We start from the raw sequence: 17351 nt of genomic DNA, 5'->3' as shown, positions 1-17351 counted from the left end.
AATCAAACCCGGCCAAAATACCGCTTCTTCATCCGCTGTGACAGCCTAAGCAGAGTATCTTTCTGGGCTTCCCGGCGCAGCGGGGCGAAAGAGCTCATATATGGAACGCCCAGCGACTCCAGGCTGCAGAGATGCAGAGCAAGAATAATCAGCGCAATCACCATGCCGTACAGGCCGAATGAGGCGGCAATGGCCATCAGCACAAACCGCAGGATCCGCACGGAGATGCCCACATTAAATGCCGGCAGGGCGAAGTTGGCAATTGCGGTAATGGCCACGACAATGACCATGGCGGCAGAGACGAGTCCGGCATCCACAGCCGCCTGGCCGATAACCAGGGTTCCGACAATCGAGACCGATTGGCCGATCGACTTCGGCAGCCGGATGCCCGCCTCGCGCAGAATTTCGAAGGTAACCTCCATAATGAAGGCCTCCAGAAAAGCCGGGAACGGAATGCCTTCACGCTGTCCGATCAGGCTGATCAGCAGACTGGTAGGGATCATCTCCTGGTGAAAGGTCGTAATCGCGATATAGAAGGACGGCGTCAGCAGGGCAAGCAGGAAGCAGAGGTAACGGAGCAAGCGGACCAGACTGGCAAAATCACTGCGTTGGTAATAATCTTCACTGGACTGGAAAAACTGGACCAGCAGCGCGGGGACAATCAGTACAAACGGGGTGCCGTCCACAAGAATAGCAATCCGGCCCTCCAGCAAAGCGGAAGCTGTTACATCCGGCCGTTCGGTGTTATACACTGTGGGGAATGGGCTGTAGCGCTTATCCTGAATCATTTCCTCGATATAGTTGCTCTCCAGCACACTATCAAGCTTGGCAGCATTCAGCCGGCACCTAAGCTCCTCCAGCGCCATCATATCCACTCTGTCTTCCATATACATGACGGATATGGCGGTACTGGTGGCTGCACCCAGCTTCCGTTCCTCAATCCGCAGCTGCGGATTCTTAATCCGTCTGCGCACAAGCGCAGTATTCTCGCGCAGCGATTCTGTGAAGCCCTCACGCGGGCCTCTGACGACGGACTGTGAAGCGGCATCCTCCACGGCGCGCTGTTTCAGATTTTCGGTCCCGACGGACAGTGCAGTTGCAGCTTTCTCAATGTAAAGAACCGTGTTGCCGCTGAGGATTTCCGCTTCAATCTGCTCCAGAGAATGGACTTCCCCTACTTTGCCGAGCGTGATCGTCCGTTCTTTCAGGAGCTTCACTCCCTGGGCAGGCTCTTCGCCGTCCAGCTTCGAGAATAAAGGCAGATCCCGGTGCAGCGCCTCAATCAGCGCCTGGGGATCGGCCATCCCTTCTATGAAAACAACCGCAGCAGAGAAGGAACCCAGCGCCAGAAAACGGTAGATGATATCCGTGCTCTGCCCCAGCCGGCTTTGCATCTCCTCCAGAAAAAGCGCCTGCGTAGCGGGAAGCTGCTCCCGCCGCTTCTCCGGATGGTACTTCTCAGTCATTTCCATCTCCTCCTGTCCGCTCAGTATTTCCGCCTGGATAGGGTAGTATGCAAAAAAATAGTGCAGCGCAAATCCCCTCTGCGGCGTTTACGAATTTCCTAAACGGCTATACTACCAAGTAGTAGCCAAAAGAGCCGAACAGATAGAAATGAATGAAACAGGAGGGTGACCTATGCAATTAGGTATATTGCTGATGATCGTGCAGCTCTTTTTCGCGCTGGTTATCGGCGTTTATTTTTGGAATCTGCTGCGTGGACAAAAGACCAACAAGACCGCGGTGGACCGGGAGTCGCGCAAGGAGCTGGATAAGCTGCGGAAAATGCGGATGATCTCCCTGACCAAACCGCTTTCGGAGAAGACGCGACCGGCAACAATAGGAGATATCGTCGGGCAAAAGGACGGGCTGCGCGCGCTCAAAGCGGCGCTCTGCAGCGCGAATCCCCAGCATGTGATCATCTACGGGCCGCCGGGAGTCGGCAAAACTGCGGCAGCCCGGGTCGTGATGGAAGAGGCGAAGAAGAACGCGCTCTCGCCTTTTAAGCATGATGCCAAATTTACGGAGATTGATGCGACTACGGCGCGTTTTGACGAACGGGGGATTGCCGATCCGCTGATCGGTTCGGTGCATGATCCTATTTATCAGGGCGCGGGGGCGATGGGTATTGCCGGAGTACCGCAGCCGAAGCCGGGGGCAGTGACGAAGGCGCATGGGGGCATCCTGTTCCTGGACGAGATTGGTGAGCTGCATCCCATCCAGATGAACAAGCTGCTCAAGGTGCTGGAGGACCGCAAGGTGCTGCTGGAGAGTGCCTACTATAATTCGGAGGACAGTAATACGCCGGCTTATATCCATGACATTTTTCAAAATGGCCTGCCTGCCGATTTCCGGCTGGTAGGAGCCACAACGCGGTCACCGGATGAAATATCACCGGCCCTGCGTTCCCGCTGCATGGAGATCTACTTCCGGCCGCTGCTGCCGGAGGAGATTGAGGTGATCGCCCGGGATGCGATCCAGAAGATCGGCCTAAAGCCGAGTCCGGAGGCGGTGGCTGTAGTCCAGCAGTACGCGACAAACGGCCGCGAAGCCGTGAATATGATCCAGCTGGCCGCCGGGCTGGCGCTGACCGAGCAGCGGGACACGCTGAGTGCCGCTGAAGTCGAATGGGTAGCCGGCAGCAGCCAGCTGCCGCTGCGCACCGAGCGCAAGATCCCGACCTCCCCGCAGATCGGACTGGTTAACGGGCTGGCCGTCTACGGCCCCGGTATGGGCACACTGCTGGAGATTGAGGTATCTGCCGCACCTGCAAAGAACGGGCAGGGCAGACTGAACATCACTGGTGTCGTCGACGAAGAAGAAATTGGCGGCGGCTCACGAACAATCCGCCGTAAGAGTATGGCCAAGGGCTCGGTCGAGAACGTCCTTACCGTGCTGCGGATGATGAACCTGGAGCCGGACTGCTACGACCTGCATGTGAACTTCCCGGGCGGCACACCGATCGACGGCCCGTCAGCGGGCGTCGCAATGGCTGTAGCCATCGTCTCAGCCATCCGCCAGCTGCCGGTAGACAATACCGTTGCCATCACCGGTGAGATCGGCATTCACGGCCGTGTGAAGCCGGTCGGCGGCGTCATCGCCAAGGTCGAGGCTGCCTTCCAGGCCGGCGCAACTACTGTCTTTATCCCTAAAGACAACTGGCAGTCCCTATTCGCCGATGTTGCCCCGCTCCAGGTCATCCCCGTCGACACTGTCGACGAGGTGTTCCGCCATCTATTCGGCGCCGGCACCGCCGACGTCCGCCTACCGGCTGTGTCGGGCGAGACGTTCTCCTCGGCTTCGCTGCTCAAGGCGGATGCTGCCGGGGAGAGTGCACAGGCGTAGGAAGTTGTGGCATGATATAAGGCTGTCTCTGCGGAGCAGCCTTATTTTATTGTAAAAGTAGCAAATTTTACATACAAAATGGTAAACTAAGGATATTGTATAAGGTGAAATTATCAAATAGGAGTGCGCATGTTGAATAAGTTAATACATAACAAGTACATCATTGCTTTTCTGATTATTTTGCTAATCATCCTTTCTTTCCTGCTGCCGGTTAAAGCAAATATTCTCGGAATAGGGCCGGAGTTAACCGATCATTGGTATACGAGCCAATAGATCAGTGTTCACGATTATTATGTAAGTGCCAAAGAGCCGGACACAGGGTGTCCGGCTTTTTTGTGCTGCGGGCATATTTGCGCTTAATCCCTCATAGATTTGGTTAATGATCTATACTGACAATCCAGCAAAGGGGGATGCTCATGTTACACGAACTAAGACGGAAATGGAATGATTTACTCGCCGGATATTATGAAACGCTTTATGCAGACTGCCTGGTTCCCGAGAAACGGATGGAACTGCTAATGAAAGCCCGTGAGTATTCTTATAGATCATATAGATTGAGCCGGACGCCGTGAGGCGTCTTTTTTTTGGGTTGAAACTGTGTAGCAGGGGATCCCCCATAACAGGTTTAGATTCGTTAAGAAAAAGAAGGGTTTTTTATTAAAAGAACCCTCCTCTGACCTGAATAAAACTTTATAATGTATGCTCTTTGCTGAAATCGTGGGATTGCTTGATTTTTCGCTTCTCTATACATCTATCAAGGACACTCGATAAAGTTTCTAATTGCTCAACGCTGGCGACATTTAAGAAGTATCGGATTAATCGTCGTAGTTGTATGTTCTGTATTTGAGTATTCTTCAAAAAAACCACCCTTTTTAGTAAGCTGATGAATATTATACTCTTATGGAAATGGGAAAGCTGTCATACTGTGTCGACTATTCTTTGGTTTGTATTATTAAATGTTTTTGTTTTATTTAGAAATAATTGGAATTTAAATAAGGGGAAATAATGAGGATAATTATTTTTATTAATGCTAAAACTCAAATAAACTGAATAAATCCTTAAAGTTAAAGTGAAAGGAAGAGAAATGTATACTTTATGTGCTATAATATATTCTACAAAATTCGACAGATTAGGTGATATTAATGAAAGTGGTTGTGTTTGGTTCGGGAGGTCATGCAAAAGTTGCTATGGAGATATTGCAAATAACGGGTTATGAAGTAGTGGGGTTTCTTGACGATGATTTGAACAGACATGGAGATATCATTAAAGATCTTCCTGTTGTAGGGGGGAGGGAACAGTTAGATTCATTAAAAGACGCTGGAGTAACAGGCGTGTTTATCGGGATAGGAAATAACAAAGTTAGAAAGGATATTGCTGACTATTTAAAAGATGAACCTTTTGAATGTGTGAATGCGATTCATCCAAAAGCGAATATATATGATTCTGCGAAACTTGGGAAAGGTTTGTTTATTGCTCCGGGTGTAGTGGTTGGTGTAGATTCAGTGATTAATGATTACTCGATAATTAATAGTGGTGCAACCATCGGGCATGATACAGTTGTCTGTCATGGTGCAGATATTTGCCCAGGTGTGAATATAGCTGGAAACGTGACGGTTGGGGAGTACACACAAGTAGGTATAGGGTCGAGAGTAATTCAAGGACTGTCACTAGGAGAAAACTCAATTATTGGAGCGGGTTCAATTGTGGTGAGGGATATACCAAGTAACGTAGTTGCATTCGGGAATCCGGCGAGAGTGACGAGAGAGCTTGATAATGCAGAACATTCATAAATCAGAAATCCAATAAACGGAGGGGGTATCCTTCGTTTTTTCTTTTTTTATGACTACCTATTGGATGATTTAATATTAATGAAACTGTGAATAGCTAGGTACTTAAGGAGCATACTCAGGAAAGGAAGAGTTAACAATAACGTTATATACAACGTGTAGAATGTCTTTGATAATTTAAACGTAGTTTAAGGATAAGGTTTTATCTTGAAGTTGTCAGTACCCAGTTGGTGTTTTCAACCTGCTTTTGTTAAAATGATGTATATGACATAACTTGAGAACCATGGGAGGTGCGAAAGCGATGATACCCAATAAATCCAAAGGTCGTCGTTTTCCTTTATTGCCGCTTAGAGGTCTTCTTGTGTACCCTAGCATGGTTCTGCACCTTGATGTAGGGCGCGAGAAGTCCGTTCGTGCACTGGAAAAAGCTATGGTTGAAGATAACCTGATCCTCCTCTGCTCCCAGTCAGAAGTGAATATTGAGGAGCCTGGACAAGAAGATATTTTTCGGGTCGGTACCGTCGCCAACGTGCGGCAGATGCTGAAGCTTCCGAACGGCACAATCCGTGTGCTGGTTGAAGGAGTGGAACGGGCCGAAATTATTCATTATACGGATAATGAGGAGTTTTACGAGGTTATGGCACGCGAGCTGCCGGAGCAGGAGGATGTCGATCAGGAGAGCGACGCCTTGATGCGTACGGTGCTCAGCCAATTTGAGCATTACATTACTCTATCCAAAAAGGTTACTCCAGAGACTCTGGCAGCTGTATCCGATATTGAAGAGCCTGGGCGTCTGGCTGATGTCATTACAAGCCACCTGGCGCTGAAGATCAAGGATAAGCAGGAGATTCTGGAAACCATCGATGTCAGCAAACGTCTGGAGAAGCTGCTCGACATTCTCAATAATGAGCGTGAAGTGCTGGAGCTTGAGCGTAAGATTAACCAGCGCGTGAAGAAGCAGATGGAGAAGACCCAGAAGGAATATTATCTGCGCGAGCAGATGAAAGCGATCCAGAAGGAGCTCGGTGAGAAGGAAGGCCGGGCTGGTGAAGCCGAAGAGCTACGCTCGCAAATGCAGGAGAAGAACCTGCCGGAGCGGGTACAGGAGAAGATTGAGAAGGAAATCGACCGTCTGGAGAAAATGCCGGCAAGCTCGGCCGAAGGCAGCGTTATCCGCAACTATGTGGATTGGCTGCTTGGTCTGCCCTGGAGTGAAGAGACGGAAGATGATCTTGATATTGTAAAAGCGGAACAGGTGCTGGATGCCGATCACTATGGCCTTGAGAAGCCTAAGGAACGCGTCCTGGAATACTTGGCTGTGCAGAAGCTGGTCAAGGAATTGAAGGGGCCGATTCTCTGTCTGGTTGGACCTCCGGGTGTCGGCAAAACCTCACTGGCACGCTCCATTGCCCGTTCACTGAATCGTAAGTTCGTCCGCATTTCACTTGGCGGTGTGCGTGATGAAGCTGAGATCCGCGGCCACCGCCGTACTTATGTCGGTGCAATGCCCGGCCGGATCATTCAAGGAATGAAGACAGCCGGAAGCCTTAATCCGGTCTTCCTGCTCGATGAAATCGACAAGATGGCTTCTGACTTCCGCGGCGACCCGTCCGCAGCCTTGCTCGAAGTACTTGATCCCGAACAGAACAATACGTTCAGCGACCACTTCGTGGAGCTGCCGTTCGACCTTTCGAAGGTTATGTTCGTGACTACAGCAAATGCGGTACACAACATCCCCCGTCCGCTGCTCGACCGGATGGAGATGCTGTATATCCCCGGCTATACGGAGCTTGAGAAGCTGCAGATTGCAAGCCGCTACCTGCTGCCGAAGCAGCGCAAGAATCACGGCCTGGAAGATGCACAGTTAGTAATTGAAGATGATACTCTGCTGAAAATTGTCCGCGAATACACCCGTGAATCCGGAGTGCGTAACCTGGAACAGCAAATAGCTGCACTCTGCCGTAAGGCTGCGAAGCAGATTGTATCCAGTGAGAAGGATAATGTTACGGTCCTTCCGGCAGAAGTTAAGGATTACTTAGGTGAATCCAAGTTCCGTTATGGAATGGCTGAGCTGGAGGACCAGATCGGAACCGTAACTGGGCTGGCTTGGACTGAAGTCGGCGGCGACACACTGCTGATCGAAGTAACGGTCGTTCAGGGAACAGGCAAGCTGACGCTTACCGGTAAACTGGGCGATGTCATGAAGGAATCCGCGCAGGCTGCATTCAGCTATACCCGTTCCAAGGCAGAGGAGCTGGGACTCGCCCCGGACTTCCACGAGAAGAACGATATCCACATCCATATACCGGAGGGTGCCATACCTAAGGATGGACCGTCTGCGGGGATTACAATTGCTACAGCGTTAATCTCTGCACTCACCAAACGTTATGTCTCTAAGGATGTAGCAATGACTGGTGAAATTACGCTTCGCGGACGTGTTCTGCCAATTGGCGGACTCAAAGAGAAGTCACTGGCCGCCCACCGGGCCGGCTACAAAAAAATTCTGCTGCCTAAAGACAACGAACGCGATCTCAAGGATATCCCTGAGAGCGTACGTAATGACGTGGAGTTTATACCGGTATCTCACATGGACCAGGTACTCCAGCATGCGCTTGTAGATCAGCAGGCAAGCCTAAGCAGTAAAGCGCCGAGTAGTGTGCATTAGAAAGGAAGTTCCAATTGAAAGTTAACAACGCCGAATTTATCATCAGCGCCGTAGGCCCTGACCAGTATCCAACGGATGCCTTGCCGGAGATTGCTCTGGCAGGGCGCTCCAACGTCGGGAAGTCGTCTCTTATTAACCGTATGATTAACCGTAAAAATCTCGCACGTACCAGTTCTACACCGGGTAAGACGCAGCATATGAACTATTACCGGGTTAATCAGGATATGTATTTTGTCGATTTTCCGGGATACGGTTATGCCAAGGTATCCAAGACCCAGCGGGCCTCATGGGGCAAAATGGTTGAGAAGTACATGGAAGAGCGCGAGACGTTGAAGCTCATTCTGCTGGTCGTAGATCTGCGTCATCCTCCGACGGCGAATGATAAAATGATGTTTGACTGGCTTAAGCATTATGATCTGCCGCTCTGTGTCGTAGCGACCAAGGCAGACAAGATTCCCAAGACACGCTGGCCCAAGCATATCAAGATTATGAAGCAGGAGCTTGGCGTATTGCCTGGCGATAATTTCATTTCATTTTCGTCCGAGCTTGGACTTGGACGGGATGAGCTGTGGGCTCTAATTGAAGAGTACAGCAGATTTGATGAAACGGAACAGTCAGATGAGGAGTCTTTGGACCCGCGGGAACCGGAAGATGATGTAACCGCCGGTCAGGAAGTACTGTCTGATGAGGAAGCCGAGTCCTGATTTTTATTAAGCTGTTCCCAATCATGAGATAACCCGCACTCATCCATGTATAATCGTTGTAAAGGCTGTTACAAAGAATAGAGGGATGGTTATGGCTCAGCGTTTGGCTACAGAATATGTAAATGTGACTTTGCAGATGACAGAGTTTCAGATGAACCAGTTTCTGCTCACAGCCGATACCTGCTATATCAGCCACCGGGTAAAGGTTGCAGGGGGCGGGGAACAGGTAATTGTTCTTGAAGAGGCCGGGGGCGAGGAAGTCCGCCTCACAGTCGAGAATAAGCACGGAATCTACGTATGTACGTTATCTTGCCGTGTGGTTAATGCACATCTAAATAATGCTGTCCGCAAGCTGTTCGTTACCTATAAAGGAACGGGGACTGTAAACAGAATCTATAAAGGCTTTACAATGATCTATTATTATGAACGTGGATCAGTGCGCCGGATTTCGGAATTGACGGCTTCAGGCAGCAAGCTGATCTATCAGCACAAGCACTCCCTGTCAGAGATAGTGGATGTTTATAAATCAGATGCTATAGAGCGTGAGATTAACGAGCTGCGCCGTAAGGCTGACGGATTGCTGGATCATCGTAATCAGGTACAGTCTAATGAGGAACTCGCTGAAATTGATAGAAAACTTGCGTTGATAGCAAAAAGTATGTTTTACTTAGAAGCCTAAGAGAAACAGTTAAAACTCATTTTTAGCAATCATTTCCTAGTGAAATGGTTGTATTTTTTTGACGAAACTATACAAATAAACTGGAAAAGGACCGATAAATAGGATATGATAGATATTCATAGCCACATTTTGCCTTTTATGGATGATGGTGCTGTCGACTGGGAAGCGGCCCTCGCCATGGCACAGGATGCTGTAAAGGATGGTATTTCCACAGTTATTGCCACACCGCATCATGCGAACGGAGTATATATGAATCCCGCCCCAACTATCGGACAAGCGGTAGAGCTGCTAAATGATAGAATACAGCAGGCTGGACTTCCACTGCTTGTACTTCCCGGTCAGGAGATCCGTGTCTACGGGGATCTGCTGGATGATTTGGGGCAGGGGGAACTTCTGGCGCTGGCAAATACAAGATACATTCTGCTGGAAATGCCATCTTCGCGTGTGCCGCGCACAATGGAGGAGACCTGCCACGAGCTGATCATTCAAGGCTTCGTTCCGGTTATCGCCCATCCTGAACGTAATGCTGAGGTTGCCAGTAATCCTGCCAAGCTTGAGAGATTGATAGAGCTGGGAGCAGTAGGGCAGGTGACTGCCCAGAGTCTGGCCGGAACCTTTGGAAGCAAGCTGCAGAAATTGTCGATTGATCTGTGCCGAAGAAACGCAGTTCATGTTATCGCATCGGATGCACACGATAACAATCATCGTCCTTTTGGACTTAGTGAAGCTTTCAAGGTTGTGGAGAAGGAACTGGGTGCTGTGGCTTGCGACAATTTACGCCAAAATTCGCAGAAAATCATCGACAACGAGGAGCTAATTCGAGTTATTTATAGTAATTCTGGCAAGAAGCTTCATAGAATGTTCGGATTTTTTTCCCGTAAGGGGTGACCTATCATGTGAATGATGGTAGAATGGTTATTACTGGGTTATTGTTATATTTTATCAAAATAGTTTTGTTGCAGGGCGAAACAAAACTGGTAGTTCAGTAGTATAAGAAATATAAATACATATGAAGAGGTGGATGACAAGTGAGTTTGAAGAAGAAACTGGCAGTATCAACTCTAGCAGTAAGCATGGCAGCAGCATCCGTAGCTGGATTCCCATTCAGTAGCGAAGGATTGGCTAAGCACCTGAACGGTGTGGCATCAGCAGCTTCCGTATCCCACGATACAGTGAAGAACAAGATCAAAGCAATCTACTCCAACTTGACTGTAACTGAAGCAACTTATTTGAAAGCCTATTCTACTGAAGTAGCAGGCCTGAGCCAAGATAAGTTCGATGCTATTTTCGCTCCGGTTCTTGGCAAGCTTGAACTGAATGAGCAGGATAAGGCGACTTCCCTGAAACTGTTCAAGAGCGTATCCAGCGTAGTATACAATGTATATGCCGATGATTTCGATGCCCTGAAAGAAATTCGTTACGATGTGGACAACGTTAAGCTGTTCAACAGCATTGCAGCCAAAGCCCAGGTAGAAGGCCTTACCTTCGACGATATTCTTGATTTCTTCTTCGCTACTAACGGCGTAGAGGCAGAATTGCGTACTTTGCTGGGAAGCAAGACCAACGCAGAATTGATCAATATCATTGCTAATCCTGAATCCCAGAAGACACTGGTTAAGGATGCCGTGTACAGTGTGCTTCAGCACAAGACTGGCGCAGGCGCACTGACAGTCAGCGACGCAGTGTACAACTTGGGTATCACTGCCGATGACATTGTAACCACATTCAATAATGTGAATGCAGAGATCAAATCTGCTAAGCAGGCAGCACAGGCCCTTGCACTTGGTTACATCCGTGCATATCCGCTTGTTTCGACCGGGGGTAATACAGGCGGCGGTAATGGTGGGGGGACAACAGTCACTACACCAACTACAACTCCTGGCATCTATGATGTATCTGCTCAGGTGACTACTGTTGGCGGTAAAGCGACGCTGAACCTGGTAGATGCTAATGTACTCGCAGCATTCGATGCTCTGGTAGCAGCAAATGCTGGAAAGACAGATCTTACCCTTACCTTGAACTTGGGCACTGTAAGTGCTGCGATTGTAGAAGTTCCGCTGTCCAAAGCAATTATTGAAGCTGCCAAAGCTAAAGGTATTGCTAACGTAGCTGTAACCTTCAATGGTTTGACAGTAACGATTCCAGTAACCCAATTCGGTGAAGCTGTAACTTTGACAGTTTCTACTGAAGCTGATACTACAGTAACTTCTATTACTTCCCTGAAGTTGGCTTCTAAAGTATACTCCTTTGACCTGACAGTAGGCGGAGTGGAAACAACAGCCTTCAAACAACCGCTGATTATCAAGCTTCCACTGGTTAATACAACAGGCCTTGATAAAGAGCTTCTGTCGGTAGCGAAGATTGTATACGGTCAACTGCAATACCACGGTGGTGTTGTGGACGGTGATTACATCGTTGAACCGCGTGATACATTCTCTTCCTATGCTGTAGTTGAGAACAAAGTAACCTTCAGCGACATCGCCAATGTACAGGCTTGGGCTGGAAGACAGATCCAGGTTGTAGCAGCTAAAGGCGCAATTGAAGGAATCGGTTCCGGTAAATTCGCTCCTAAGAGCAATGTAACCCGTGCTGAGTTCTCCAAGATGCTGATCCGTGCACTGAACCTTGAGAACAGCACAGCAACTGAAAGCTTCAGCGATGTGGCTTCCACTGCATGGTACGCTCCTTATGTTGCCGTAGCAGCTGAGAAGGGCATCATTACTGGACGTAACGCTTCGACCTTTGATCCAAATGCAACAATCACACGTGCTGAGATGGCTACTATGATCTCTCGTGCAGTTAAATCCCTTAACCCTGCTGCAACTACAGATGCTTCCGCACTGAGCAAGTTCTCGGATGCTGCGAAGATCAGCGCTTCTCTGAAAGACGGCGTAGCATTTGCGGCAAGCAACAACCTGGTAATCGGTAATGCAGGTAAGTTTAACCCTAACGATACAGCTACTCGTGCAGAAGCTGCAGTTATTATCTACCGTACAATCAACTTCAAGTAAGCAATAATTAAGCAAGTGGAGAGCCTCCTCTCGTCAGTATGAGAGGAGGCACTTTTTTAGCGTGAAATGAAATATTACAGAAACGGCTTGGAGGGAAATTCACTTGTCAGCACAAGAATTGGATCTTCGCGATTATTTCCAGATTGTTAAGAAGAGACTGTTGATGATTGTCAGTATTGTAGTTGTTGTATGTCTGCTTGCGGGAATTTACAGCCTGTACATCAAGAAACCGGTGTATGAAGCATCTACTAAGATTATTGTTAACCAGACGCAGCAAGTTCAGACTGCAGCATCTGAGCTCGACCTGAACCAGATCAATACCAATATTCAAATGATTAATACGTACAAGGAAATTATCAAGACACCAGCTATTCTGGACGTTGTAGCCAATAACTACCCGGAGTTTAATACCAACGCTGAAGAGTTGCTTAAGAAGGTTAATGTGAGCTCTGTCAATAATACGCAGGTGATGACACTTGTCGTTCGAGATAATTCATATCAGAGGGCAGCGGAACTCGTAAATGCGATTTCACTTGTTTTCAAACAGGAGATCCCTTCCTTGTTCAATGTACAGAACGTATCGATCCTGAATGAGGCTAAGCTTAACCCGCCTGTTGAACCAGGACCAGTTGAGCCCAATGTCGTGATGAACCTGGCCATTGCTTTTATCGTATCGTTGATGATTGGTCTGGGTATCGCCTTCCTGCTGGAGTATCTGGATGATACATTGAAGACGGAAGAGGATATCGAGAAGTATCTGGGTCTGCCGACCATTGCTATGATTACCAGACTCGGCCAGGAAGAAACAAGAGGTACAGAAGCACAGGTACAGAAGCAGTCCAGAAAGGCAGGGGAACTCGAACATGTCACAACAGCCAAATAAACAACGCCATCTTATTACCGTGACTAATCCGCGCTCTCCAGTATCGGAAGCCTTCCGGGCACTTCGCACGAATATTGATTTCTCATCAATCGATGAGCGGATTCAGATCATTATGGTTACTTCCTCAGGACCGGAAGAAGGGAAGTCCACGGTTACAGCCAATCTTGCAGCTGCGTATGCACAAGCGGATAAGAAAGTGCTGCTAATCGACGGCGACTTGCGGAAGCCGACTGCACATAAGACGTTCTCACTCAGCAACCGCTACGGATTATCGTCATTGTTATCACAGCAATCCAATTTAAGTGAGGTTATTCAGGAATCCGGTGTTCCTAACCTGTCTATTATGACATCGGGACCGATTCCGCCTAACCCTGCTGAAATGATGGCCTCCAACCGGATGAGTATGGTTCTGCAGGAGCTGCGTCAGCAATTCGATGTGATCATGTTTGATACTCCGCCGTTGCTGGCTGTAACCGATGCGCAGATTGTTGCCTCAAAGAGTGATGGTGTTATTATGGTTGTCAGCTACGGTAAGGTGAAGCGTGATATCGCTGCCAAGGCCAAGGCGAACCTGGATAGAGTGGGAGCTAAGATGCTGGGGGTAGTGCTGAATAATGTCAAGCGTAAAGCCAGCGAAGGCTACTATTATTACTACTATGGAAATTGACATTGTTCTATAGATCAAATTGTTATTTTTGGAGGCACTAAAAATGACAGCGAAAACCAGAGTTATTATGTTGTTTCTTATTGATCTAGCTATTATTTGGTTCAGCATTGTAACGTCGTATTTGTTCCGTTTCTCTAATGGTATACCTCATGGTATACCTCAGGAATATGTAGTTCAGATGCTGTTATACGGAGTGATCTGTACGCTTGCATTTGGCGGAAGTCTGATTTATTTCGGACTGTACCGCAGATTGTGGCAGTATGCCAGTATCGGCGAGATCGTATCGGTTATGAAGGCTATTGTAGTAGGGGCAGTAATTTCATACGCAGTAGCTTTTGTTATGCTCCCGGCACGTGTTCCTTTCAGTATAGAAGTGCGTTCAGTTGAGACTATTCTTTTATTAGTAGGCGGTGTACGCCTATTCTGGAGGGTAGTTCGTAGGGGCAAATTAAATAATACAGAGACTGAGGTTCACACCTTGATTGTAGGAGCAGGGGACTGCGGCATTCTGATTGCCAAAGAGCTGACTGGTGTGTCTTTTGCCAATACCCGCTTAATAGGCTTCGTGGACGACAATGCTGACAAGCTCCACTTAAAGATTCTTGGAGTGCCGGTTCTGGGGAACCGGTATGATATTCCTAGAATAGTGAAGGAACGGGAGATTCACGAGATTATTATAGCGATGCCCTCGGTTTCACGCAGCATTATATCTGAGATCGTTAGCTTATCCAAGGCTACTGGTGTGAAGCTGAAGATTATTCCTGCGCTCAGTGACCTGATTACCGGTAAGGTATCAGTCAAGAAGCTGCGGGATGTCAGTGTTGAGGATTTACTTGGACGTGAACCGATCGTTGAAGATATGAACAGTATTCTTGGTTATGTACACAATAAGACGGTCCTCGTAACTGGGGCAGGAGGATCAATTGGTTCTGAATTGTGCCGCCAGATTTCTCCCTATGCACCAGACAAGCTTCTGATTCTCGGGCATGGAGAGAACAGCATCTATACAATTGAGATGGAGCTCCGCAAGAGCTTTCCTGAATTGCCAATTGTGACTGTGATTGCTGATGTGCAGGACCGTACACGGATGATGGAGGTCTTTGAGAGCCACAGACCGCATGTAGTCTTTCACGCGGCAGCGCATAAGCACGTGCCATTGATGGAGCGTAATCCTTCCGAGGCCATTAAGAATAATGTGTTCGGTACTCGTAATGTGGCAGATTGTTCAGAGCAGTACGGAGCCGAGCGCTTTGTAATGATTTCTTCTGATAAGGCTGTTAACCCTACTAGTGTTATGGGAGCAACCAAACGGATTGCAGAAATGTATGTACAAAGTCTAAATCCTACAAGCAGCACCAAGTTTTCGGCAGTCCGTTTCGGTAATGTACTGGGCAGCCGTGGCAGCGTTATTCCTGCCTTCAAGCAGCAGATTGCTGCCGGGGGCCCGGTGACGGTTACACATCCGGAAATGATCCGTTACTTCATGACCATCCCGGAAGCGGTACAGCTGGTTATCCAGTCAGGGGCTTTCGCCAAAGGCGGCGAAGTATTCGTGCTTGATATGGGAGAACCGGTCAAGATTCTAACTCTTGCAGAAGATTTAATTACCTTGTCTGGCTATGAGCCTTACAAGGATATCGATATCGTATTCTCTGGAATCCGTGAAGGCGAGAAGCTGTATGAGGAGCTGCTTACTGCAGAAGAGAATCTGGGTTCTACACAGCATGACCGCATATTTATAGGTAAACCAAATGTGGTTAGTCAGAATCAGCTGGAGCTGGAATTTAAGCGACTGGAACGTGTCTTGTCGGAAGAGCCGGAGGCCATCCGTGAAGTAATTAATCAGATTGTGCCAATGCAGCCGGTAGCCCAGGCGGCGATTAGCTAACTATTGTATGTGGAGGTACATGAAGTGAAAAGATGGAAGAAAGTATTAATCTGGACCTTGTCTGTAATTGTCGTGCTTGGCGTTGGTGGACTGTTTGCAGCTAACTATGCTGTGGATAAGTTAATGAATTCGATGGCAGGCGGGTTTGAGGTGGAGGATGCTGCTGATAATGCAGTGCAGGGTGAGGTTGTTGAGCCTGTTGTGGCTGCTGGAAATAATGACGATGCTGGATCTTCACAATCAGGAGAGCCAGTATCAACTGAAACACCTTCTGGTACTTCTGCTACAGATCAGTCTTCTTCAAATAGTAACAGTGCCAAGGGATCAGAATCATCGGCTAGTGCCGATAAGCCTGTCTCTACTCCTGCACCGACACCTGAAGTTGTAGATGGCATTGCCCATATATCAACTGACAAGGCCAAGGAAGTTCAAGATAGTGTCTCAATGAAGGATAAAGCCAATGTCGCTTCTATAGTGGCACAGCAATTGAGTGTTTCGGATATTAAGAGGCTTCAAGAGTTGGCTAAGGGCGGGTTAACTAATGAAGAGAAACGGGAAGCACGTAGTATCATTCTAGGAAAAGTGTCTGAGGATCAGTATAATGAATTGTCACAGATTGCCAAGAAATATGGTGTGAGTCAAGGTAAAACTCAAAAAGAAATTTTAGCTGAAGAAGAGCAGCTTAAAGCACAAGAAAAGGGGAGTGAATAAGTTGGCCAGAATGAAATTCCCGGCAGCTGCATTATTGCTGTTTGTACTTATAGGTTCAGCGCCTTTAACGGCTTCAGCGCCGTTGTCGGCATCTGCGGCTGCAGTAGCAGTTACAGATTCTATCAAGGTGCAGAGTATGGATGTCAAAATGGTCTTTGACGGAGTAAGCATACAGCCCCCAACAGGTCAGCATGTCTTCATATACAACAATTCAACATATGTTCCAATTAGATTCGTCTCCTATGCCTTGCAGAAGAGTGTAAGCTGGGATGCCAAAAACTTGAAAGTTACTGTGGCTGAGCCAAGCAGCTCCGAGCTGGTTGTTATTAAGGAATACCTTATGAATGCTGGAAGTACAAATTCTTCAGCAGCAGCTGCAAAGAATATTGTTCTTAGTAAAGTGAAGGCAAGCTATGTTTTCAATGGGTCAGCGAAGGCAGTTCCAGCAGGCCAGTCTAGCTTTATATTGAATGGTTCCTTATATGTTCCACTTCGGTTTCTTTCTGAATCTGTAGGTAATAAGATTTCCTGGGATCAGAAGACGAAGACCATTACAGCAACCTCTGCCGGTTATCAGGAGCAGAATAACGGTTCAACTGGAAGTGGCACAACAGGAGGTACGAGTCCTTCAGCAACAACGACTCCAGCACCAACGAGTGCACCATCAGCTGGTGGCGGATCTGCTGGAACTGGGACAGTAACATATGAGCAAATTACCAGCGCGACTGAAGCTAAGCTCTCTGCATTAAAAGCTCAGAGTCAGTCTACTTTGACCAGTCTTGCATTTCAATATTTTACTGCTACAGATGATACAAGTAAGGCAAGTATTTTAACTCAAGGTAAACAGCAGTTAGCTTCATTTACTGCTAGTTTCAATAATATTGTTGCTGATGCTGAGAATCAATTGACTGCTAATGGTTTCAGTACAGATATTATTAATCAATATAGAGCGGCATTTGAAGCTGATTTAGAAAGTGCAAGGAAAGTAGCTGAAGAAATGGGTTCTTGAAT

Annotated in this window: 14 protein-coding genes; 13 read left to right on the top strand and 1 reads right to left on the bottom strand. The window is 47.9% G+C overall.

Annotation, left to right across the window (positions count from 1 at the left end; translation table 11 throughout):
• Window positions 1-2: 2 nt before the first annotated feature.
• Window positions 3-1466 carry a spore germination protein gene (locus NST84_RS24295; protein WP_342562671.1) on the bottom strand — a complete coding sequence of 488 codons (1464 nt, stop codon included), beginning with the start codon at window positions 1464-1466 and terminating at the stop codon, window positions 3-5.
• 172 nt (window positions 1467-1638) lie between these two features.
• On the opposite strand from NST84_RS24295, the gene lonB reads away from it, so the two are divergent.
• The 13 genes from lonB to NST84_RS24230 all read left to right on the top strand — a co-directional run bounded on the left by lonB (window position 1639) and on the right by NST84_RS24230 (window position 17349).
• The gene (gene lonB, locus NST84_RS24290) at window positions 1639-3345 is read left to right on the top strand and encodes an ATP-dependent protease LonB (protein ID WP_342562670.1); all 1707 of its coding nucleotides are present in this window, start codon (window positions 1639-1641) and stop codon (window positions 3343-3345) included.
• A 132-nt stretch (window positions 3346-3477) separates the two neighbouring features.
• A complete protein-coding gene (locus NST84_RS24285) occupies window positions 3478-3618 on the top strand; it encodes a hypothetical protein (protein WP_342562669.1) in 141 nt (46 codons plus the stop codon).
• A gap of 869 nt (window positions 3619-4487) precedes the next feature.
• On the top strand, window positions 4488-5135 hold the full coding sequence (locus tag NST84_RS24280) for an acetyltransferase (protein ID WP_342562668.1): 648 nt from the start codon (window positions 4488-4490) through the stop codon (window positions 5133-5135).
• 298 nt (window positions 5136-5433) lie between these two features.
• Window positions 5434-7797, top strand: a complete 2364-nt coding sequence (lon, locus tag NST84_RS24275) for an endopeptidase La (protein WP_342562667.1) — start codon at window positions 5434-5436, stop codon at window positions 7795-7797.
• 14 nt (window positions 7798-7811) lie between these two features.
• Window positions 7812-8501 carry a ribosome biogenesis GTP-binding protein YihA/YsxC gene (gene yihA / locus NST84_RS24270; RefSeq protein ID WP_342562666.1) on the top strand — a complete coding sequence of 230 codons (690 nt, stop codon included), beginning with the start codon at window positions 7812-7814 and terminating at the stop codon, window positions 8499-8501.
• Window positions 8502-8592: 91 nt separating this feature from the next.
• On the top strand, window positions 8593-9180 hold the full coding sequence (locus tag NST84_RS24265) for a non-ribosomal peptide synthetase module (protein ID WP_342562665.1): 588 nt from the start codon (window positions 8593-8595) through the stop codon (window positions 9178-9180).
• Between the two features lie 105 nt (window positions 9181-9285).
• Window positions 9286-10068: a CpsB/CapC family capsule biosynthesis tyrosine phosphatase gene (locus NST84_RS24260; RefSeq protein ID WP_342562664.1), complete on the top strand. Its 783-nt coding sequence runs from the start codon at window positions 9286-9288 to the stop codon at window positions 10066-10068.
• Between the two features lie 185 nt (window positions 10069-10253).
• Window positions 10254-12191: an S-layer homology domain-containing protein gene (locus tag NST84_RS24255; protein WP_342562663.1), complete on the top strand. Its 1938-nt coding sequence runs from the start codon at window positions 10254-10256 to the stop codon at window positions 12189-12191.
• 103 nt (window positions 12192-12294) lie between these two features.
• Entirely contained in the window at window positions 12295-13074 is a 780-nt protein-coding gene (locus NST84_RS24250; protein WP_342562662.1) for a Wzz/FepE/Etk N-terminal domain-containing protein, read from the top strand.
• On the top strand, window positions 13055-13741 hold the full coding sequence (locus NST84_RS24245; protein WP_342562661.1) for a CpsD/CapB family tyrosine-protein kinase: 687 nt from the start codon (window positions 13055-13057) through the stop codon (window positions 13739-13741). The genes NST84_RS24250 and NST84_RS24245 overlap by 20 nt, the downstream gene beginning before the upstream one ends.
• 43 nt (window positions 13742-13784) lie before the next feature.
• Complete coding sequence (locus NST84_RS24240) at window positions 13785-15629, top strand: nucleoside-diphosphate sugar epimerase/dehydratase (protein WP_342562660.1); 1845 nt, start codon at window positions 13785-13787, stop codon at window positions 15627-15629.
• A 24-nt stretch (window positions 15630-15653) separates the two neighbouring features.
• Complete coding sequence (locus NST84_RS24235) at window positions 15654-16340, top strand: hypothetical protein (RefSeq protein ID WP_342562659.1); 687 nt, start codon at window positions 15654-15656, stop codon at window positions 16338-16340.
• A 10-nt stretch (window positions 16341-16350) separates the two neighbouring features.
• Window positions 16351-17349, top strand: coding sequence for a copper amine oxidase N-terminal domain-containing protein (locus NST84_RS24230; protein ID WP_342566513.1), 999 nt, complete (start codon window positions 16351-16353; stop codon window positions 17347-17349).
• Window positions 17350-17351 lie beyond the last annotated feature (2 nt).

This window comes from Paenibacillus sp. FSL R7-0345 (assembly GCF_038595055.1).
Taxonomy (GTDB): domain Bacteria; phylum Bacillota; class Bacilli; order Paenibacillales; family Paenibacillaceae; genus Paenibacillus_AQ.
Note: the sequence above shows the minus strand (reverse complement) of the source record. Positions and strands in the feature narration are given on the sequence as shown.